The following is an 18,311-nucleotide window of genomic DNA, read 5'->3' as shown; positions in this document are numbered from 1 at the left end:
GCGATCGACGCCGCATACGCGGCAGGAAGGGTGTCATGACAACTTCGAACCGGCGGTTTGCCGCTGGCCTGATTCTCGCGGGCATCGCCACCGGCATGCTCGCGGCCTGTGGAGGCGGCAACGTGAAGGAACAGATTCCCCCGGTCGCGCATGTCGACGTCCCCCGGTTCATGGGCGACTGGTACGTGATCGCGCAGATTCCGACGCGCCTCGAGAAGGAAGCGTTCGACTCGGTCGAAACCTACACGCTGCGCGAGGACGGCAAGGTCGACACGACGTTCCGTTATCGCGACGGTGGCTTCGACGAGAAGATCAAGACGATGCACCCCACCGGCACCGTGCGCGAGGGCACCGGCAATGCGATCTGGGGCATGCAGTTCGTCTGGCCGATCAAGGCCGAGTACGTGATCGTCTACGTCGACGATGACTACCAGCAGACCATCGTCGGGCGCAGCAAGCGCGATTACGTCTGGCTGATGGCGCGCACGCCGGCGATTTCGGAATCCGACTATGCGGCGCACATGGAGCGTATCGCCGCGCTGGGGTACGACATCTCCAAGATCCGCCGCGTGCCCCAGTCGGCAGCCGACCCGGCGCGCGTGCCCGACGCGCGTGCGATCGAGTAGCCAGCGATTTTCTCCTTCCCCCGCATGCGGGGGAAGGTTGGGATGGGGGCGAACCAGCAGGGCGACTGAAGACCGGTCTCAGGAAATCGCTGGTCGCCCGATCCGCTTTCGAATTTTGCTGAAGCTTTGCCCCCACCCAACCCTCCCCCGCGAGCAGGGGAGGGCTCAAAAGCATGGGTCATCCCCGATTGGAACAGCCCATACAGGCCCGCCGCATAGAATGCGCGTCATGCAACGACGCACGCGGTTCCGCTGGGCCTGGTGGCTGCTGGCTTATGCCAGTCTCGGCCTCGGCATCGTGGGCGTGTTCGTGCCCGGCCTGCCGACGACGGTGTTCGTGCTGATCGCGGCCTGGGCCGCCGCGCGCGGGTCGGATCGTCTGCATCGCTGGCTGCTGGCGCATCCACGCTTCGGTCCGCCGATCCGCGACTGGCAGGCGCATGGTGCGGTCAGTCGCCGCGCGAAATGGCTCGCGACCGGCACGATGACCGTCTGCGCCGCAATCCTGCTCGCGTTGATGCTGTGGATTCCCGCGCATCGCTGGTGGATGACCGCACTGCCGATCGCGTGCATGGTTGCGGTCGCGACCTGGCTGTGGCTGCGGCCCGAGCCGCCGGCGGTCTGATCTGCAGGTGCGCGCTTGCGTGCCATGCGAATCCGTCGCGGCAACGCCCCATCGCGCGCAAGCGCGCTCCCACATGGGCTGCGCATCGCGCGGAAGCTGGTTTCCACATCGGCTGCGCATCGCGCGCAGCGCGCTCCGACAGGTTCTAGGGCGCGCCGGTCTCGGCCTTGAAGCGCTCGAGATAATCGCGGTAGCGCGTGTCGTTGAGGTTGCCCGACAGGCGATACGGCGCGGTGTAGGCGAACTGGAAGTCGTACTGGCCGTCGCGCTCGACGACCAGCGTGCTGGTGGTCCAGTCCTGACCCTTCTGCGCATGCATGATCCGGCCGATCTGTGCGAAGCCGGCCTTGGCGTCCGGCGACAGACGGAACGCGACCTTTTCCAGCGGACCGTCGCCCTCGCGCGCAATCGCGAACGAGATGCTGCTGGTGCGCGGCGCGCCGCCGTCTTCGGACAGCGATTCGAAATCGACCACGAGGCGCAGCCAGTCGCGCGCGCCCCATTCGCCGTCGTTCACATCCCGGACGCTCGCCGCGACGGCACGCACGGTGTCGGCATAGGCGGCATTGAGATCATCCATGGCGTGTTCGCATCACTTGTTGGGGAAGGTCTGGTCGATCCAGTCGCCGCCATCCACGCGATATTCCGCAACGAAGGTGTCGGGACGGTTGCTGGTGTTGCCCGGATTGTATTGGGGCGATACCCGCATATCCACCTCGTGCCCGTCGCCGGCGAGTCGCGCCAGTTCGTTCTCGAAGCGCTTGTAGTCGCCGTTGTTGAGATTCGGCAGGCCATCGCCGATCGGCTTGCCATTGCCCGGCACGACGTTCAGACGGTTGGTCGGGCCGGCGAGACGGTCGGCGATGATGTGGAAGCCGACGTCGGTCGCGCGGCCTTCGTTGCCGATGTCGCGCTGCAGGCCTGCATCGTTGCGGCCGACGGGTTCCAGATCGACGCGGCCTTCGGCGCGGATCACGCGCGCCTGGTCGTCGGTGGTCCAGCGGTAGTTGCCGAATTCGTAGACGGTGTCCGGACGCGCGGCGTTCGCGGCGAGGTTGAAGTCGTCCATCGATTCGAACGCCAGCACCGGACGGCCGCCGACCGTGCGACCGGTCTCGGCGTCGGCGAGGATGTCGCCTAGATCCGCCTCGTCGGCGCGCGCCGCGGTGGTGCGGCCCGCGTCGCCCAGATCATCCGTGCGCTCGGCGACGCGCGCGGCATCGGCAACCGTGTCCGCGGCATCCGCTACCTTCGCGCCCTTGGCCGCCTTGTCGGCGCCCTTGGTGCCGACCACGGCCAGCACCAGTTCGGTCGCGCCGCGGCCGATCGCTTCACCGTAGTTGCCGGCCTCCCAGTCGGCCTTGATCGGATCGACCACCGCGTCGATCAGCAGGCCGGGATTGCGGGCGAGGGTGGAGACGACCTCGGCGGCGGCTTCCATGCGTTCGCCGCCGCGTGCGGCCGACGGCAACCAGTCCGGTGCGTCGAGCGTGTCGCCAGTCGCCTGTTCGTACAGCCCGGTCACGCCGTCGACGGCAAGGCCCGCGGGGCTCAGGTCGTAGCTGGCCTTGAGCGCGTTGCCGCCGAGGGTGACGACGCCTTCGCCGGTCTCCCACAGCACTTCGCCGGCGCCCTTGAAGACGCCGCCTACTTGGGATGCGGCGTTGCCCAGCCCATCGAGAATGCCCATCGTGCGGTCCTGTCGGCGCGGATGCCGCAAAGTCTGGGCGGGGCCGCAGGCCCGGACAATCTGGGGCGCACCCTTGGTCCGCAGTCATCGTGCTGTCATCTGAACAGCAACGCCGGTGATGTCGCCTGCCACGCGGCGGGCTACACTTCCGCGCATGCACACCCGTCTCCTGCCGATCCTCGCCGCCACCCTGTTGTTGTCCGCCTGCGGCAACAAGGCCGACCTCCTGCAGCCGCGCCAGGTGCCGCCGGAAGACCGCGGCCGCTACATCTTCAAGTCGTCGATTCCGACCCAGGAACAGCTCGACGCCGAAGAAGAAGCGGCGTGGGAAGACGACGCCGACGAAGCGGCCACTGACGACGCGACCGACGACGCGACCGGCACGCCGCCCGCGCAGCCAGTGCCGCTGATCCGCGACGTGCCGCCGGCCACCACCGGAACGCCGTGAGCCTGCGCGACACCCGTTCGCACTGCTGTCGTCCCTGATGTCCGGAACCGTCTCCCCGCTGCGCTTCACCAAGATGCATGGCGCCGGCAACGACTTCGTCGTGCTGGACCTGCGCGGTGATGTGCCGCCGCCCGATGCCGCGCTGTGCCGCGCGCTCGCCGATCGCCACACCGGTGTCGGCTGCGACCAGATCCTCACTGTCGAAACCCCGCGCGCCGTCGGCGTGCTCGCGCGTTACCGCATCTGGAATGCCGACGGTTCCGCCTCGCAGCAGTGCGGCAACGGCGCGCGCTGCGTGGCCGCATGGCTGGTGCGCGACGGCGTAGGCGATGACGGTTTCGTGCTGGAAAGCCCAGCCGGCCTGCATGCGGTCACGCGCGAAGGCACGGACTACCGCATCGCGATGGGCGTGCCGGAGTTCGTGCCGGCGCGGATTCCCATGGCAGGCGTCGACGCGGCGCAGCCGCTGTACACGCTGCCGGTCGACGGCATCGGCACGCTCGCGTTCGGGGCGGCGTCGATGGGCAATCCGCATGCGGTGATCGAAGTCGACGATGTCGAATCCGCGGACGTCGAACACATCGGCCGCGCGCTGCAGGCCTCGTCGTGGTTTCCCGAATCGGTCAACGTCGGCTTCGCCCAGGTGATCGCGGACGACTGCATCCGTCTGCGCGTGTTCGAGCGCGGCGTCGGCGAGACGCTGGCCTGCGGCAGCGGTGCCTGTGCGGCGGTCGCGGTGCTCGCGCGTCGTGGTCGCACCGGGCGCAGCGTCGCCGTATCGTTGCCCGGCGGCACCTTGCATATCGACTGGCCGGCCGACGACGTCACCTTGTCGATGGCCGGGCCGGCCGCATTCGTTTTCGAAGGGGAATTGTGATGAGCGAGACGAGCGAAAAACTCGGCGTGCATGAAGTCGCCGCATGGCTGCGGCGTCACCCGAGCTTCCTGCAGCAGTTCCCCGATCTGGCGCTGACCCTGGTGGTGCCGCGCGAGGACGGTCCGGCCGCGTCGCTGGCGAGCTATCAGCTCGAAGTGCTGCGCGACAAGAACCGCGAATTGTCCAAGCGCCTGCGCGATCTCTTCGCGATCTCGCAGGAGAACGAGCGTCTCGCGGTGCGCACGCACCAGCTCACGCTGGCGCTGATGCGCCAGTCCGATCCGGCGTCCACCGTGCGCGCGCTCGCCGCGACGCTGGCAGAAGACTTCAACGGCGATCTGGTGCGCATCGTGCTGTTCGCGCCGGTGCCCGGGCTGGAGGAAGACTGGTTGCAGGTGGTCGCGCGCGATGACCGTCTGCTGCAGCCCTTCGTCGATTGTCTGAAGGACGAGGAACCGCTGTGCGGCCGCCTGCATCCGGACAAGCAGTCGCTGCTGTACGGCCCGCGCGTCGACGAAGTGCATTCGAGCGCGTTGCTGCCGCTGGCCGGCATCGGCCTGGTCGCGGTCGGCAGCGGCGACGCCAACCGGTTCTATCCCGGCATGGGCACGCTGTTCCTGCGCATGATGGGCGAAGCGTTCGTCACCGCGATGCGACGGTTCGACACCGCCGCCTGAGCCCACGCATGCACGCCGACGTCGACGCGTTCCTCGAGCATCTGCAGTTTGAACGGCGGATGTCGGTGCACACGCTCGATGCCTACCGTCGCGATCTGACCGCGCTGGTCGACTGGGCCGGCGCGCAGGCGCGCGGCGATATGCGCTCGCTGCACGGCGAGGACATCCGCGCCTTCGTCGCCGCCGGCCATCGCGGCGGCCTGTCGCCCAAGAGCCTGCAGCGTCGCCTGTCCGCGTGTCGCAGCTTCTACCAATGGCTGCTCAAGCATGGGCACGTGGGCGCGAATCCCGCTGCCGGCGTGCGTGGCCCCAAGGCGCCGCGCAAGCTGCCGCAGGTGCTCGATGTCGACGAGGCCACGCAACTGGTCGAAGTGCCGGTCGACGCGCCGCTGGGCCTGCGCGATCGCGCGCTGCTCGAACTGTTCTATTCGTCGGGCCTGCGCCTGTCGGAACTGGTCGGCTTGCGCTGGCGCGATCTGGATTTCGACGGCGGTCTGGTGACCGTGCTCGGCAAGGGCAGCCGTCAGCGCAGCGTGCCGATCGGCAGTCATGCGTTGCGCGCATTGACCGAGTGGCGCAACGAGAGTGGCGGCACGGCGGCAACGCCGGTGTTCCCCGGCCGCGGGGGTGCGCCGATTACCGCGCGCGCCGTGCAGCTGCGCCTGCGCCTGCTCGCGCAGCGCCAGGGGCTGTTCAAGCGCGTGCATCCGCATCTGCTGCGGCACTCGTTCGCGAGCCATGTCCTCGAATCGTCCGGCGACCTGCGCGGCGTACAGGAACTGCTGGGCCACGCCGACATCGCCACCACGCAGATCTACACCCATCTCGATTTCCAGCATCTGGCCAAGGTCTACGACGCCGCGCATCCGCGCGCGCGCCGCAAGTCCTGACGCACACCCGGAGTTGTCCATGAACCTGCGCATCGTCATCGGTCTGGCCGCGTCGGTTTCCCTGCAGATGCTGCTCGGCCTGCTCGCCGCGTCCCTGTTTCCGCCGATGCCGTCGGGCGTGGCGCCGGTGTCGACAGCGGTACAGGCCGGCGTGATCGCATTGCTGTCGTCGACCGGCGGCGCCTTCGCCGCGCGGCAGCCGTTCATGCGCGCGGCGCTGGTGCTGTGGGCGGTGGGCTGGGTGTCGAGCATGCTCGTGGTCCAACGCCTCGGTGGCGGGCAGTTCACGTTCGCCGATGCGGCGAGTGCGAACGCGATGGCGATCGTCGTGTCGGGCATCGCCACGGTACTGGGCGTGCGCGCCGGGCGCCGGCTCGATCGCTACGTGTGCGGGCCTGCGGCCGACGCGACGCCATGACGCGACGCCGGATGCCTTGATCCGGGCGGGCGCGGCCCCATCCAGTGGATTCGATCCTTGGAGGCCGCATGGACCCCAGCCAGAATCCCAACGTATTCCACGCCACGACGATCGTGTCGATCCGCAAGGGCGGCAAGGTGGTCGTCGCCGGCGACGGCCAGGTCACGCTCGGCCACACCATCATGAAAGGCAACGCGCGCAAGGTGCGTCGCCTGGGCGAAGGCGGCAAGGTGCTCGCCGGATTCGCCGGCGCCGCCGCCGATGCGTTCACCCTGTTCGAACTGTTCGAAGGCAAGTTGCAGCAGCACGGCGGTCAGCTGGTGCGCGCCGCGGTGGAACTGGTCAAGGACTGGCGCACCGATCGCCGCTACGGAAAGCTCGAAGCGCTGCTCGCCGTGGCCGATGCCGAGACCTCGCTGATCATCAGCGGCAACGGCGACATCATCGAACCCGACGACGGCATCATCGCGATCGGTTCCGGCGGCTCCTACGCATTGTCGGCCGCGCGCGCACTGCTCGCGCATACCGAGCTCGACGCGCGCACCGTCGCTGTCGAGTCGCTCAACATCGCCGGCGACATCTGTATCTACACCAACCGCAACGTGGTGGTCGAAGAGCTGTGATCGACCTGCGGCGGCGCGCGGCGATCCGCCGGATTGCACGCGCCTGCCGGTCGCGCGCACCCGCCCACGCTTCTACGGACATCCGATTCCCATGACGAATGCCAATTCCTCGACCATGACCCCGCGCGAGATCGTGCAGGAACTCGACCGCCACATCGTCGGCCAGAACGCCGCCAAGCGTGCCGTCGCGATCGCGCTGCGCAATCGCTGGCGTCGGGCGCAGCTCGACGACGATCTGCGCAACGAGGTCATGCCCAAGAACATCCTGATGATCGGCCCGACCGGCGTCGGCAAGACCGAGATCGCGCGTCGTCTGGCGACGCTCGCCAATGCGCCATTCGTCAAGGTCGAGGCGACGCGCTTCACCGAGGTCGGCTACGTCGGCAAGGACGTCGAACAGATCATCCGCGACCTCGCCGACACGGCGGTCAAGCTGTATCGCGAACAGGCCAAGGTGCGCGTGCGCACACAGGCCGAGGACCGCGCCGAAGACCGCATCCTCGACGCGCTGCTGCCGAAGCGCGAAGCCGCGCAGCCCGGTTTCGGCTTCAGCGCGCAGAGCGCCACGGTCGATATCGGCGCCGAGCCGTCGTCGAAGGAATCGGAGACGCGGCAGAAGCTGCGCCGCCAGCTGCGCGCCGGCGACCTCGATGATCGCGAGATCGAACTCGAACTCAGCGCCGGGCAGGGCATGGACATCATGACCCCGCCGGGCATGGAGGAAATGGGTCAGCAGCTGCGACAGATGTTCGCCAACCTCGGAGGCGGCAAGACCCACAAGCGCAAGCTGACGATCCGTGCCGCGCGTCCGCAGCTGGTCGAAGAAGAAGCCGGCAAGCTGGTCAACGAGGACGATGTGCGTGAAGCCGCGATCGAAGCCTGCGAGCAGCACGGCATCGTCTTCATCGACGAGATCGACAAGGTCGCCAAGCGCAGCGAGGGCGGCGCGAGCGGTGCCGACGTCAGCCGCGAAGGCGTGCAGCGCGATCTGCTGCCCCTGGTCGAAGGCAGTACGGTGAGCACCAAGTACGGCTCGGTGAAGACCGACCACATCCTCTTCATTGCGTCGGGCGCGTTCCACCTCGCCAAGCCCAGCGATCTGATTCCCGAGATGCAGGGTCGCTTCCCGATCCGCGTCGAACTGACGGCGCTGACCAAGGACGATTTCGTCCGCATCCTCACCGAGCCCAAGGCGGCGTTGACCACGCAGTACGTGCAGCTGCTCAAGACCGAGGGCGTCGGCCTGACGTTCGCGCCGGACGCGGTGGACCGGCTCGCCGAGATCGCAGCGCACGTCAACGAGCGCCAGGAAAACATCGGTGCGCGTCGCCTGCACACGGTGCTCGAACGCCTGCTCGACTCGCTGAGCTTCGAGGCGCCCGACAAGGGCGGCACGGTGCTCATCGACCGCGCCTACGTCGACCAGCAGCTGGGTGATCTGGTGCAGGACCAGGATCTGAGCCGCTACATCCTCTGACGCATCCGCGTTCACCACGTTCGAACCTCGGGCCCGCATCATTGCGGGCCCTTTCGTTGGAGACGTCGCGATGTCGAACGCTGCTCGCAAGTCGGTGCTTCTAGTGGCGCTGCTGGCCTCGCTGGGCGCGTGCACGAAAGGCGATGCGGACATGCCGGCGGCTGCAACCGGGTCCGTGTCGATCCCGGACACCGATGCGGCGGCATCCGTGGACGCATCCGCACCGGCGGCCCCCGTCGGCACGCCCGCCGCACCGGTCTACCGGACCTTCCGCGACGTCACGGTCGCCTGCGACAACGTCCGCCGCTGCGCCGCGATCGGCGTCACCGACGCCGCGCCGGGACTGGTGCTGTCGTTGACCCGCGATGCCGGCGCCGATGGCGCGCAGTCTTTGCTGCTGAGTGCACCGTGGGCGGACGTGGACGCCTCGTCGCTGCGACTCGACGGTGTCGCCGCGTCCGCGATTGCGGTGCTGCCCTGGGAGCGCGATGCAGGCGAGAACGCTGCCTTGCGCATCGAGGATCCCGCGTCGATCGCGCGCTTCCTCGATCTGGTGCGCGACGGCACGCGTCTGGATGACGATCAGGATCGCAGCGTGTCGCTGTCGGGCCTCAACGCGGCGCTGCTCTACATCGACGAACACCAGCAGCGACTCGATACGCCCGGCGCGTGGGCGCGACGCGGCGAGCGGGATCCCGTGGCGATTCCTGCGGCGCCGGCGCTGCCGGTCCTGGCGCGGGCCACTGCGTCGCCGCAGCCGTTGTCGGGCGCCGATGCCGCGCGTCTGACGCGCGGCGTGCGTGCGTCGCAGGCCGCGGCACTGCGTGCGCACGAGTGCAACGAGGCCGGCGGCGACTTTGACGTCTCGCGCGAGGATGCTGCGTACCCGCTTGATGCGGCGCACGCACTGGTCTTCATCAGCTGCTACAGCGGCGCTTATCAGGGCTCGAGCCTGGTGTTCCGCGCGGCGCGCGACGGCAGCGACGTCACGCGGCTGACCCTGCCGGCGCCGAAGCTCTCCGACGACAGCGTGAACCCCAGCGAGGATTTCGACCTGCTGGTCAGCCCGGGCCTGGATGCCGCCAACGGCACGCTCGCGCAGTTCGCGAAGGGCCGCGGCATCGGCGACTGCGGCTTTGAAGCGACGTGGCAGTTCGACGGCCAGACGTTCCAGCTGTCGCACTACGCCGAGATGCAGACGTGCGGTGGCCTGAGCGCCGATGCATGGCCGGTGCTGTGGCGCGTGGCCGAGCCTGCCGCCGCGCCTTGAGCCCGCCGGGCGAGGGCGCCACAATCGCCCGCCCTGTCCGGTGCGCCGCCCATGTCCGTGTTGCTTCGACTCGTCGCGATCCTGCAGATCGCCGGTGGTTTCTACGGCCTCGCCAGCACGCTGATGCGGCTGGCCTCCGGCGGAGCCGGCGGCGGCGCGGTGCTGGTGCTGGCGATCGGCCTGCTGCTGTCGACGTTCGCGATGATCGCCGGCGTGCTGCTGCTCGAAGGCGACGCGCTCGGCGAGCGCCTGTCGCGGATTGCGCTCGCCATGCAGATTCCGGTCATCGCCACGCCGTGGCTGAGCTACGCCTGGCACGTCGGCGCCACGGTGCCGCTGCAGTTCCGCTTCGGCCGCAGCGTGGTGGTCGACCTCGACTGGTCGGTGCCTTCGGAGGCATTCCGGCTCGCGCTGGCCGGCCCATCGACCGCGGCGCTGGGTGTGAATCTGCTCGCGCTGGTGCTGTGGCTGGTGCTGCGCTTTTCCCGTCGCTGAGCGGGTCCAGAACACCGTGCATCGCGTGAAGGGCCAGATAGGCCAATTGGGGTATATTTCCCCATGCCCGCCGCAGGAGCGACCGCGATGACGATGTCCCTCAAGCTCGACGCCCTCGATGCGCTGCCGCGCACGCCGGCCTCCGACGTCAAGAAGCTCGGCTGGCGCGGCGTGATGAAGACCATCGCCCGCGGCGGGAAGGTCGTGGTGACCAACCACAACACGCCCGAGGCGGTGATCCTGTCGGCCGAGGAATACGGCGCGATCCTGCAGGCGCTCGACACCGCCGGCGCGGCCCAGCGTTCGGCGCTGGACACGCTGCGCACGCGTTTCGACGCGCGCCTGGCGGCGCTGCAGGCCGACGATGCCGGCGCGCGTCTGCGTGACGCGATGCGCGGCCCCGCGCGGCTGCGCGGCAAGGTCAAGGCCGGCGCGACCTGCTGAGCGTGGCGCGTCCGGTCCTCTACGTGCTGGCGGGCGTCAACGGCGCCGGCAAGAGCTCAGTCGGCGGTCATCTGCTCGAACGCGCCGGCATGACGTGGTTCAACCCCGACACCTTCGCGCGCGAACTCGCTGCCGCGACCGGCTGCTCGATGCCTGAAGCGAATGCGGAAGCCTGGCAGGCAGGCATGCGCCGGCTCGACGTCGCACTCGCACACGGCCACAGCCATGCATTCGAAACCACGCTGGGCGGCAACACCGTGCCGGCGCGCATCGCCGAGGCCGCACGCACGCACGACGTGTTGATGTGGTTCTGCGGCCTGTCCTCGGCCGAGCAGCACATCGCGCGCGTGCAGGCGCGCGTCGCGGTCGGCGGTCACGACATTCCCGAAGCCAGCATCCGCGCGCGCTGGACGCGTGCGCGCGAAAACCTGATCGCGCTGATGCCGGTGCTCGCGCAGCTGCAGGTCTACGACAACAGTGTCGAGGTGGCGCGTGGAAAGGCGGTGCCGGATCCGGTGCTGCTGCTGGAGATGATCGATGGCGCGCTGGTGGTGCCGGATGCGGATGATCTGGAGGCGCTGGCGGCGACGCCGGAATGGGCGAAACCGGTCTTGGAAGCAGCGCTGGACACGCCGCGTTGAGGCGCGGTCAGCGCGTGGCGGGCGACGTCGCGGGGGGTGTGGCTGCCGTATCCACACTCACCTCCACCGACATCCCGGGCCGCAACCGCTCCGCCAGTGGTTGATCGCGGTCCACCGCGATCCGCACCGGAATCCGCTGCGCGATCTTGACGAAGTTGCCGGTCGCGTTGTCCGCGGGCAGCACGCTGAACTCCGAACCGGTCGCGGGTGAAATGCGTTCGACGCGACCGGTCAGCCGCGCGCCGCCGAGTGCGTCGACGGTGAAGCTCGCCGGCTGGCCGACGCGCATGTCGACCATCTGCGTTTCCTTCATGTTCGCCAGCACCCAGACGTCCGCCGGCACCACCGCCATCAGCTGCGTGCCGGCGTTGACCAGCGCGCCCTGGCGCACGGTGACCTGGCCGAGCAGGCCGTCGTCGGGCGCAACGATGCGCGTGTTGTCGAGATCGATCTTCGCCAGCCGCACCGCGGCTTCGGCGCTCGCGACGGCGGCTTCCAGGCTGTCGCGGTTGACGTCGACGCTGCGCGCGTCCTGTTCGGAAATGTCGAGCGATGCACGGGCCTGTGCGGCCGATGCGCGCGCCTGCGCATTGCTGGCGCGGGCGAGATCGCGGTCGTGTTCGGAAATGAGTTTCTGCGCGGCCAGTTGTTCGATGCGGCGCAGATCGATCGCGGCGACGTTCGACTGCGCGCGCGTCGCGGCGATGTCCGCGGCGCTGCGGGCGATGCCGGCTTCGGCGCTGCGCCGCGACTGCGTGGCGTTCGCCAGCGCGGCCTGCTGCACGCGCAGGTTCGCTTCCGCCTGTTCGAAACGCTGGCGATAGATGCGGTCGTCAATGGTCACCAGCAGCTGGCCGCGCGTCACCGCCTCGAAATCCTGCACCGCGACCTCGGTGACATAGCCCGAGACCTGCGGCGCGATCAGTGTCACGCGTCCACGCACGGTCGCGTTTTCGGTGCTCTGCACGCTGCTGCCGAACGGTGGCAGGCGCCAGGCGTAGAGCACCAGCAACACGCCGGCCAGCGCGACCGCGGCGAACGCGGCGATCTGCAGCACGCGTCGGCGACGCGACGGCGCGGCCGGCTGTTCGGGTGGAGGCGTCGGGGCGGGTGCGCTCATGCGGAATCCGGGGCGGCAGAAGAGGGTGGCGATGCGGGCGTTGCCGGTGCGGCGCGCAGACGCGCCCAGACCCGCGACGCGATGATCCACACCAGCGTGCAGAACGCGATGAAGGCGATCAGCAGGAAGACATCGTTGTAGGCCAGCACATTGGCCTCGCGCGTGGCCGCGCTGCCGAGTGCGCGTACCGCGAGGGCGTTGCGCTGCGCGGGATCGGCGATGGTCGCGGCATAGCCGTTCGCGGTGGCTTGCACGCGCGCGGCGACCAGCGGATCGAGCAACGTCAGGTGCTCGGTCAGTACGCTGGAGTGGAACTTCTCGCGCATCGTCTGGAACGTGCCCAGCAACGCCGAACCGAGCAGCCCGCCGAGGTTCTGGGTCATGCCGAACAGCACGACGAAACTGATCAGGTTGCGCGGCTGGCTGATCACCGGGCCGATGCCGGCGATCAGCATCGGCCCGAGAAAGAACGTGCTGCCGAACGCGAGCAGGAACTGGCTCACGTACATCTGTTCGGGCCGGGTGACGTTGGTGGCCTGCGCATCCATCAGCGCACCGGTCATCATCAGCGCCAGCGAGATCAGCACCGGTTGCCAGGTCTTCGTCGGATCGATCGTCAACGCGCTCGTCGCCAGCCCGGCCACGCTGCCGACGAGCACGATCACGAACAGCGTGCGCATCTGTTCGTTGCCCAGGCCCAGCGCCTGCAGGAAACCGACCGCGCCGGTTGCCTGTTCCGACAGCACGATGCGGATCAGCACGATCGCCAGTGCCAGCCGCAGCATCGAGCCGGTCGCGAGCCAGCGCGTATTGAGCAGCGGCCGCGCGCGGAAATGTTCAATGGCGATCGCCGCCGTCACCAGCGCGAAGGAGCCCGCCAACGCCCACCCCAGCCACGCGGTTTCGGTCCACCACGCGAGACGGCCCTGCGCGAGCACCGCGGTCAACAGCGCGATGCCGGGTGCGAACAGACCGAAGGTCACGAAGTCCAGCGGCTCGAAGGCCTTGTGGCGGTCACCGGGCGGCAGTTTCAGCAGCAGCACGCCGCCGAGTGCGACCAGCGCCAGGCCGAGTTCGAACATGTACAGACCGCGCCATTCGCCGAACTCGAGCAGATCGGTCGAGAACACGCGCGCCAGCGGCAGCGCGAGTTGCGCGATGCCCAGGCCGATCACCAGCCCCCGCAAACGATGCTTCTGCGGAAACGCCTGCAGCATGTAGTACAGGCCCAGCGTGTTGAGCGCCGCGCCGGCGATGCCGTGGCCGGCGCGCACCGCGATCGCCGAGCCCAGATCGTTGACGAACAGATGGGCCAGCGTGATCAGCGCATAGAGGATCAGGAACGCCTCGGTGAACAGCCGCAGGCCGAACTGCTGGCGGAACTTCACCAGCAGGATGTTCATCGACACGTTGGTCATCACGTAGGCCGCAGGTAGCCACGCGATCTCCGACGCGTACGCGCCGAGCGCGCCCTGCAGGTTGACCAGGTTCGCGGTGACCAGCGCATTGCCGAGACCGCCGGTCATCGCGACGATGAAACCGACGATGCCGAACGCGATGCGGCGCCGCGTGGAGTGCAGCGGCGTCGACGGCGAGCCCGGCATCATCGGCCGCTCGTGCGGCGCCCATTCGCGGGGCGCGTAGCGATGCGCGCGCAGTGCGGCCCGCTCCGGAACCGCGGCAGGCGGCGTGGAGGGCGGCAGACTCGACATGCGGTCAGTCTGGGCCGGCGCGCGCACTAGAACAAGACAACCCGCGGCATGCAGCGTTCGCTGGCGTTGCCGGTGATTTCACGTCCCGGTGACTGGCGATGCGCAGCACCCGCGGGTGCACGCGCTGCGTCGGTGTCAGCGACCGGTGTAGCGCGGCGCGCGTTTGTCGAGGAAGGCCTGCATGCCTTCGCGCTGATCGGCGCTGTCGAACAGCCGCTCGAACAGACGACGCTCCAGCGACAGCGCGGTCTCCAGCGGCACGTCGGCGCCCAGGCGCATGGCCTCGCGGATGGCCTGCACGGCCAGCGGCGGCATCGTCGCGATCTGCGCGGCGAGACGGACCGCCTCGTCCAATGCCTCGCCGGGTGGGACCAGGCGCGAGACGAGATTGGCCGCGTACGCATCTCGGGCCGGAATATGCTCGCCGGTCAGCGTCCACAACAGCGCCTTGTAACGGCCCGCCGCGCGCAGCAGGCGCTGGGTGCCGCCCGCGCCCGGCATGATGCCGACGCGGATCTCGGGCTGGCCGAAACGTGCGTCCTCGGCCGCGACGATCAGGTCGCAGGCCAGCGCGAGTTCGCAGCCACCGCCCAGCGCGTAGCCTTCGACCGCAGCGATCACCGGCTTGGGCGACTGCCGCACCACGTGGAAGACGCGATCGGTCTCGAGACGCTGGTGATCGGTCGGCGACAGGGTCGCCATCTCGCCGATGTCGGTGCCGGCGACGAAATAGCCGCCGCTGCCGGTCAGCACGATGGCGACGACGGCAGGATCTGCGCAGGCCGCCTGCAGCGCCACGATCAGCTCGGTCTTGACCTGCAGGTTCAGCGCATTGCGCCGCGCCGCGCGTTCGATGCGCACGATCGCGACCGCATCGCGGACCTCGGTGACGACGAACTCAGCCATGTGTGCCTGCCCCGATGTGCAGTGCCTGGACCTCGCGACGCAGCCACGGGGACACCTTGTAGCGGTCCTCGCCATATGCCGCCGCCAGATGCGTGAGGACTGCTGCGAAGTAAGGCAGGCCGTCCTTCCGGCCCCAGGCCAATGGTCCCAGCGGATAGTTCACGCCGCGGGTCATCGCCGCGTCGATGTCGTCGGCGGATGCGATGTCCTGCTGCAGAGCGTCCGCCGCTTCGTTGACGAGCATGGCGACCGTGCGCGCGACCACGAGACCGGGCGGGTCGTCGAGGACCGAGACGCGCTTGCCGAGTGCCTCGAACAGGCCGATGACCGCGTCGCGTGTCCGTGTGTCTACATGTGCCGGAAACGCGAGCGCAATCCGGGTGGCGGTGGCGTAGTCCAGCGCCAGGTCGAAGACCGCCACCGGCTCGCCCGCCTCGAGCGAACGCGCGGTCGCGGTGCGGCCGTCGGTCAGTGCGAGCGCGAGGCCGTCGATCCGCAGCAGGCCGGATCCGCTGCCGTGTTCGACCGTGATGCCATCGAGCCCGTCGAGCAGCGCGACCAGCGCCTGCGCCGCGCCCAAGTCGCCCCCGACGCGTACCTGCGAGGGCCGCGTGCCGGTGGCATCGTCGGGCCGCGGTGTGTCGGCGTCTTCGCGATAGTCGAAGAAGCCGCGACCGGACTTGCGCCCCAGCCAGCCGGCGTCGACCAGCGACTGCTGCACGAGCGACGGGCGGTAGCGCGGATCCTGGAAGAACGCGTCGTAGACCGAGCAGGTGACCGCGAAATTGACGTCGTGGCCGATGAGATCCATCAGTTCGCACGGTCCCATGCGGAAGCCACCCGATTCGCGCAGCACCGCATCGAGTGTGGCCGGCGTCGCCGCGCATTCCTGCAGCAGCCGCAGCGTCTCACCGTAGAACGGACGCGCGATGCGGTTGACGATGAAGCCCGGTGTCGAGCGGCACACCACCGGCGATTTCTTCCACGCAAGTGCGGTCGCGACGAGTGTGTCGACGACCCCGGGTGCAGTCGCCTGGCCGGCGACGACCTCCACCAGAGGCAGCACCGTGGCCGGATTGAAGAAGTGCAGACCAGCCACACGCTCCGGGCCGGGCAGGCGCGCGGCAAGCGCGGTGACCGACAGCGACGAGGTGTTGGTGGCGAGGATCGCGTCGGCGGGCAGGGACGCCGCGTACGGCGTCAGCGCGGCGACCTTGATGTCGAGGTTCTCGACGATCGCTTCGATCACCAGTCCGACATCGGCCGTATCGGCACTGCCGTCGTCGGCGTGGATGCGCGACACGATTGCATCGCGCGTGGCCGCGTCGAGCTTGCCGCGGGCGACGCGCTTGTCGAGGCCGGCGTGGATGCGGGCGATACCGCGTGCCAGCGAATCCGCATCCGCGTCGCGCAGCAGCACGCGGTGACCGGCGGTCGCGGCGACTTCGGCGATGCCGCCGCCCATCGTGCCTGCACCGATGACGATGACCGCGCGCTGCAGCGGCAGTGCGGTGCCGTGGACCTCAGCCATCGGCGGGCACCGTGCCGGCAAACGACGGCCGCGCGGACACGTCGGCGAACCAGTCCGCCAGTGCCGGCGCGGACGCACGCCATTCGCGCGCGGCGAACCGGTAATCGAGATAGCCCAGCGTGCAGCCGATCGCGATATGGCCGATCGCGAACGGCGCGGCCGCAAGGGCCGGCGCTTCGCGTTCCAGCTGCGCGACCACGGCGTTGCTCTTCAGCGCGAAGGCATCGTCGAGCACCTCGGACGGTACATCGCGCTCGCGTTCGTTGCGCCAGAGCACCAGCAGATCGAGCGCGCCATCCCCCAAGGCCTGCCAGCGCAGCGCGTCCCATCGCAGGCCGGGCGCACGCGGAAACAGGTGTCCGTCGAAACGGTCGTCGAGGTATTCGCAGATCACGCGCGAGTCGAACAGGCACGCGCCGTGCTCGAGCACCAGCGTGGGGATTTTCGACAGCGGGTTGTCCCGCATCAACGCAGCGTTGGGCACCCGCATCGCGGCGACCGAGCGCTCGAGCGCGATCGCATCCGCGCATCCCAGCTCATGCGCGCAGACCATGACCTTGCGGACGAACGGCGACTTCGGCGACCAGTGCAGTTTCATCAGACGACTCCGGTGGCACGCAGCGCCGCGATGCGCTCGGGACTGTAGCCGAGCGTGGCGAGGATCTCGTCGCTGTGCTGTCCGAGTAGCGGCGGCGCGGTGCGCGGCTTGAGCGCGGCGTCGCGGAAGCGCATCGGCGTGCCGATCAGTGGCACGTCGACGCCGGCCGGATGCGCGGCGTGCTGCAGCATGCCGCGTGCGACGACCTGCGGGTCGGCCAGCACTTCGGGCACCGTGTTGATCGCGCCGCAGGGCACGCCGACCGCATCGAGCGCAGCCACCAGGTCGGCGCGCGTCCAGTTCGCGAAGGCGTCGCGCAGCAGCGTCGACAGGGCACCGATGTTGCGTACCCGGCCGGCATTGCTGGCGTAGTCGCCCTCGGCCCATTCGGGATGGCCGAGCACGTCGCAGAGCTTGCCGTACTGGCGGTCGTTGCCGACGACCAGGATCACGTCGCCGTCGCTGCAGGCATAGACGTCCTGCGGCTGGATGTTGGGATGGGCGTTGCCGTTGCGCTGCGGGGTGTCGCCCGACACCAGATGGTTCATCGCCTGGTTGGCCAGCGTCGCGACCTGCACGTCGAGCATGCTGATGTCGATCGTTTCGCCTTCACCGCTGCGGTCGCGTTTGGCGACGGCGGCGAGCACGGCGACCGCGGCGTACATGCCGGTCATCAGATCGACGATCGGGATGCCGACCTTCTGCGGGCCACCGCCGGGACGGTCGTCGCGCTCACCGGTGACGCTCATCAGGCCGCCCATCGCCTGGATCAGGAAGTCGTAGGCGGGCTGGTCACGGCGTGGGCCGGTCTGGCCGAAGCCGGTGACCGAACAGAAGATTAGCCGCGGGTTGATCGCGCGCAGCGCATCGGCGTCGAGGCCGTAACGCTTCAACGTGCCGACCTTGTAGTTCTCCAGTACCACGTCGGCGTGCTGTGCGAGTTCGCGCACCAGCTGTTGGCCTTCGGGCGTGTCGATGCGGATCGTGATCGAGCGCTTGCCGGAATTGACCGCCAGGTAATAGCCGGCCTCGCGGGTGTCGTTGCCTGCAGCGTCCTTGAGGAACGGCGGACCCCAGGTGCGCGTGTCGTCGCCGCTGCCGGGGCGTTCGACCTTGATCACGTCCGCGCCCAAGTCGGCCAGGATCTGTCCGGTCCATGGCGCGGCCAGGATGCGGCTCAGATCCAGCACCTTGAGGTGAGACAGCGGGCGTTGGTCGGGCGTCATGGGGCAGGCGATCTCCG

General features: G+C 69.0%; 21 protein-coding genes. 13 read left to right on the top strand and 8 right to left on the bottom strand.

Annotated features, from left to right (window positions below):
- Nucleotides 1–35: 35 nt before the first annotated feature.
- Entirely contained in the window at nucleotides 36–626 is a 591-nt protein-coding gene (locus ACZ9YD_RS10175; RefSeq protein WP_465075092.1) for a lipocalin family protein, read from the top strand.
- 229 nt (nucleotides 627–855) lie between these two features.
- A complete protein-coding gene (locus tag ACZ9YD_RS10170) occupies nucleotides 856–1,251 on the top strand; it encodes a YbaN family protein (protein ID WP_465075090.1) in 396 nt (131 codons plus the stop codon).
- Between the two features lie 145 nt (nucleotides 1,252–1,396).
- On the opposite strand, the gene ACZ9YD_RS10165 is transcribed toward ACZ9YD_RS10170, so the two are convergent.
- Nucleotides 1,397–1,831 (bottom strand): hypothetical protein, encoded by a 435-nt coding sequence (locus ACZ9YD_RS10165; protein WP_465075088.1) that lies wholly within the window; start codon nucleotides 1,829–1,831, stop codon nucleotides 1,397–1,399.
- Nucleotides 1,832–1,843: 12 nt separating this feature from the next.
- Nucleotides 1,844–2,941: a DNA/RNA non-specific endonuclease gene (locus ACZ9YD_RS10160; RefSeq protein ID WP_465075086.1), complete on the bottom strand. Its 1,098-nt coding sequence runs from the start codon at nucleotides 2,939–2,941 to the stop codon at nucleotides 1,844–1,846.
- A 154-nt stretch (nucleotides 2,942–3,095) separates the two neighbouring features.
- Here ACZ9YD_RS10160 and ACZ9YD_RS10155 point away from each other — a divergent pair, with 154 nt between their 5' ends.
- The 11 genes from ACZ9YD_RS10155 to ACZ9YD_RS10105 all read left to right on the top strand — a co-directional run bounded on the left by ACZ9YD_RS10155 (nucleotide 3,096) and on the right by ACZ9YD_RS10105 (nucleotide 11,201).
- Nucleotides 3,096–3,389, top strand: coding sequence for a hypothetical protein (locus tag ACZ9YD_RS10155; RefSeq protein WP_465075084.1), 294 nt, complete (start codon nucleotides 3,096–3,098; stop codon nucleotides 3,387–3,389).
- 37 nt (nucleotides 3,390–3,426) lie between these two features.
- Entirely contained in the window at nucleotides 3,427–4,266 is an 840-nt protein-coding gene (gene dapF / locus ACZ9YD_RS10150) for a diaminopimelate epimerase (RefSeq protein WP_465075083.1), read from the top strand.
- Complete coding sequence (locus ACZ9YD_RS10145; RefSeq protein WP_465075081.1) at nucleotides 4,266–4,943, top strand: DUF484 family protein; 678 nt, start codon at nucleotides 4,266–4,268, stop codon at nucleotides 4,941–4,943. Before dapF ends, ACZ9YD_RS10145 begins: the two co-directional genes overlap by 1 nt.
- A gap of 8 nt (nucleotides 4,944–4,951) precedes the next feature.
- Nucleotides 4,952–5,833: a tyrosine recombinase XerC gene (xerC, locus tag ACZ9YD_RS10140; RefSeq protein ID WP_465075080.1), complete on the top strand. Its 882-nt coding sequence runs from the start codon at nucleotides 4,952–4,954 to the stop codon at nucleotides 5,831–5,833.
- A 19-nt stretch (nucleotides 5,834–5,852) separates the two neighbouring features.
- Nucleotides 5,853–6,251, top strand: a complete 399-nt coding sequence (locus ACZ9YD_RS10135) for a hypothetical protein (protein ID WP_465075078.1) — start codon at nucleotides 5,853–5,855, stop codon at nucleotides 6,249–6,251.
- A gap of 68 nt (nucleotides 6,252–6,319) precedes the next feature.
- Nucleotides 6,320–6,874, top strand: a complete 555-nt coding sequence (gene hslV / locus ACZ9YD_RS10130) for an ATP-dependent protease subunit HslV (RefSeq protein WP_159680638.1) — start codon at nucleotides 6,320–6,322, stop codon at nucleotides 6,872–6,874.
- 91 nt (nucleotides 6,875–6,965) lie between these two features.
- Nucleotides 6,966–8,351, top strand: coding sequence for an ATP-dependent protease ATPase subunit HslU (gene hslU / locus ACZ9YD_RS10125; protein WP_465075077.1), 1,386 nt, complete (start codon nucleotides 6,966–6,968; stop codon nucleotides 8,349–8,351).
- Between the two features lie 70 nt (nucleotides 8,352–8,421).
- Nucleotides 8,422–9,621 carry a DUF1176 domain-containing protein gene (locus ACZ9YD_RS10120; protein WP_465075075.1) on the top strand — a complete coding sequence of 400 codons (1,200 nt, stop codon included), beginning with the start codon at nucleotides 8,422–8,424 and terminating at the stop codon, nucleotides 9,619–9,621.
- Nucleotides 9,622–9,672: 51 nt separating this feature from the next.
- Nucleotides 9,673–10,116, top strand: coding sequence for a hypothetical protein (locus tag ACZ9YD_RS10115; protein WP_465075073.1), 444 nt, complete (start codon nucleotides 9,673–9,675; stop codon nucleotides 10,114–10,116).
- Nucleotides 10,117–10,203: 87 nt separating this feature from the next.
- Entirely contained in the window at nucleotides 10,204–10,560 is a 357-nt protein-coding gene (locus ACZ9YD_RS10110; protein WP_465075071.1) for a type II toxin-antitoxin system prevent-host-death family antitoxin, read from the top strand.
- A 2-nt stretch (nucleotides 10,561–10,562) separates the two neighbouring features.
- A complete protein-coding gene (locus ACZ9YD_RS10105) occupies nucleotides 10,563–11,201 on the top strand; it encodes an AAA family ATPase (protein ID WP_465075070.1) in 639 nt (212 codons plus the stop codon).
- A gap of 7 nt (nucleotides 11,202–11,208) precedes the next feature.
- Here the strand turns inward: ACZ9YD_RS10105 and ACZ9YD_RS10100 are convergent, their stop codons facing one another.
- The 6 genes from ACZ9YD_RS10100 to ACZ9YD_RS10075 all read right to left on the bottom strand — a co-directional run bounded on the left by ACZ9YD_RS10100 (nucleotide 11,209) and on the right by ACZ9YD_RS10075 (nucleotide 18,294).
- Nucleotides 11,209–12,321 (bottom strand): HlyD family secretion protein, encoded by a 1,113-nt coding sequence (locus ACZ9YD_RS10100; RefSeq protein WP_465075068.1) that lies wholly within the window; start codon nucleotides 12,319–12,321, stop codon nucleotides 11,209–11,211.
- Nucleotides 12,318–13,928, bottom strand: coding sequence for an MFS transporter (locus ACZ9YD_RS10095; RefSeq protein ID WP_465075526.1), 1,611 nt, complete (start codon nucleotides 13,926–13,928; stop codon nucleotides 12,318–12,320). Before ACZ9YD_RS10095 ends, ACZ9YD_RS10100 begins: the two co-directional genes overlap by 4 nt.
- A gap of 240 nt (nucleotides 13,929–14,168) precedes the next feature.
- Complete coding sequence (locus ACZ9YD_RS10090; RefSeq protein WP_465075066.1) at nucleotides 14,169–14,939, bottom strand: enoyl-CoA hydratase-related protein; 771 nt, start codon at nucleotides 14,937–14,939, stop codon at nucleotides 14,169–14,171.
- A complete protein-coding gene (locus ACZ9YD_RS10085) occupies nucleotides 14,932–16,470 on the bottom strand; it encodes a 3-hydroxyacyl-CoA dehydrogenase (RefSeq protein WP_465075065.1) in 1,539 nt (512 codons plus the stop codon). Before ACZ9YD_RS10085 ends, ACZ9YD_RS10090 begins: the two co-directional genes overlap by 8 nt.
- Nucleotides 16,463–17,068, bottom strand: a complete 606-nt coding sequence (locus ACZ9YD_RS10080; RefSeq protein ID WP_465075064.1) for a glutathione S-transferase family protein — start codon at nucleotides 17,066–17,068, stop codon at nucleotides 16,463–16,465. The genes ACZ9YD_RS10085 and ACZ9YD_RS10080 overlap by 8 nt, the downstream gene beginning before the upstream one ends.
- A complete protein-coding gene (locus tag ACZ9YD_RS10075) occupies nucleotides 17,068–18,294 on the bottom strand; it encodes a CaiB/BaiF CoA transferase family protein (RefSeq protein ID WP_465075063.1) in 1,227 nt (408 codons plus the stop codon). The genes ACZ9YD_RS10080 and ACZ9YD_RS10075 overlap by 1 nt, the downstream gene beginning before the upstream one ends.
- Between the last annotated feature and the right edge of the window lie 17 nt (nucleotides 18,295–18,311).

The organism is Luteimonas sp. AC640a, from assembly GCF_979256585.1.
Note: the sequence above shows the minus strand (reverse complement) of the source record. Positions and strands in the feature narration are given on the sequence as shown.

Coding starts and splice junctions, on each gene's coding strand:
- ACZ9YD_RS10175 (WP_465075092.1), top strand. CDS start 36: ATGACAACTTCGAACCGGCGGTTTGCCGCTGGCCTGATTCTCGCGGGC.
- ACZ9YD_RS10170 (WP_465075090.1), top strand. CDS start 856: ATGCAACGACGCACGCGGTTCCGCTGGGCCTGGTGGCTGCTGGCTTAT.
- ACZ9YD_RS10165 (WP_465075088.1), bottom strand. CDS start 1,831: ATGGATGATCTCAATGCCGCCTATGCCGACACCGTGCGTGCCGTCGCG.
- ACZ9YD_RS10160 (WP_465075086.1), bottom strand. CDS start 2,941: ATGGGCATTCTCGATGGGCTGGGCAACGCCGCATCCCAAGTAGGCGGC.
- ACZ9YD_RS10155 (WP_465075084.1), top strand. CDS start 3,096: ATGCACACCCGTCTCCTGCCGATCCTCGCCGCCACCCTGTTGTTGTCC.
- dapF (WP_465075083.1), top strand. CDS start 3,427: ATGTCCGGAACCGTCTCCCCGCTGCGCTTCACCAAGATGCATGGCGCC.
- ACZ9YD_RS10145 (WP_465075081.1), top strand. CDS start 4,266: ATGAGCGAGACGAGCGAAAAACTCGGCGTGCATGAAGTCGCCGCATGG.
- xerC (WP_465075080.1), top strand. CDS start 4,952: ATGCACGCCGACGTCGACGCGTTCCTCGAGCATCTGCAGTTTGAACGG.
- ACZ9YD_RS10135 (WP_465075078.1), top strand. CDS start 5,853: ATGAACCTGCGCATCGTCATCGGTCTGGCCGCGTCGGTTTCCCTGCAG.
- hslV (WP_159680638.1), top strand. CDS start 6,320: ATGGACCCCAGCCAGAATCCCAACGTATTCCACGCCACGACGATCGTG.
- hslU (WP_465075077.1), top strand. CDS start 6,966: ATGACGAATGCCAATTCCTCGACCATGACCCCGCGCGAGATCGTGCAG.
- ACZ9YD_RS10120 (WP_465075075.1), top strand. CDS start 8,422: ATGTCGAACGCTGCTCGCAAGTCGGTGCTTCTAGTGGCGCTGCTGGCC.
- ACZ9YD_RS10115 (WP_465075073.1), top strand. CDS start 9,673: ATGTCCGTGTTGCTTCGACTCGTCGCGATCCTGCAGATCGCCGGTGGT.
- ACZ9YD_RS10110 (WP_465075071.1), top strand. CDS start 10,204: ATGACGATGTCCCTCAAGCTCGACGCCCTCGATGCGCTGCCGCGCACG.
- ACZ9YD_RS10100 (WP_465075068.1), bottom strand. CDS start 12,321: ATGAGCGCACCCGCCCCGACGCCTCCACCCGAACAGCCGGCCGCGCCG.
- ACZ9YD_RS10095 (WP_465075526.1), bottom strand. CDS start 13,928: ATGATGCCGGGCTCGCCGTCGACGCCGCTGCACTCCACGCGGCGCCGC.
- ACZ9YD_RS10090 (WP_465075066.1), bottom strand. CDS start 14,939: ATGGCTGAGTTCGTCGTCACCGAGGTCCGCGATGCGGTCGCGATCGTG.
- ACZ9YD_RS10085 (WP_465075065.1), bottom strand. CDS start 16,470: ATGGCTGAGGTCCACGGCACCGCACTGCCGCTGCAGCGCGCGGTCATC.
- ACZ9YD_RS10080 (WP_465075064.1), bottom strand. CDS start 17,068: ATGAAACTGCACTGGTCGCCGAAGTCGCCGTTCGTCCGCAAGGTCATG.
- ACZ9YD_RS10075 (WP_465075063.1), bottom strand. CDS start 18,294: ATGACGCCCGACCAACGCCCGCTGTCTCACCTCAAGGTGCTGGATCTG.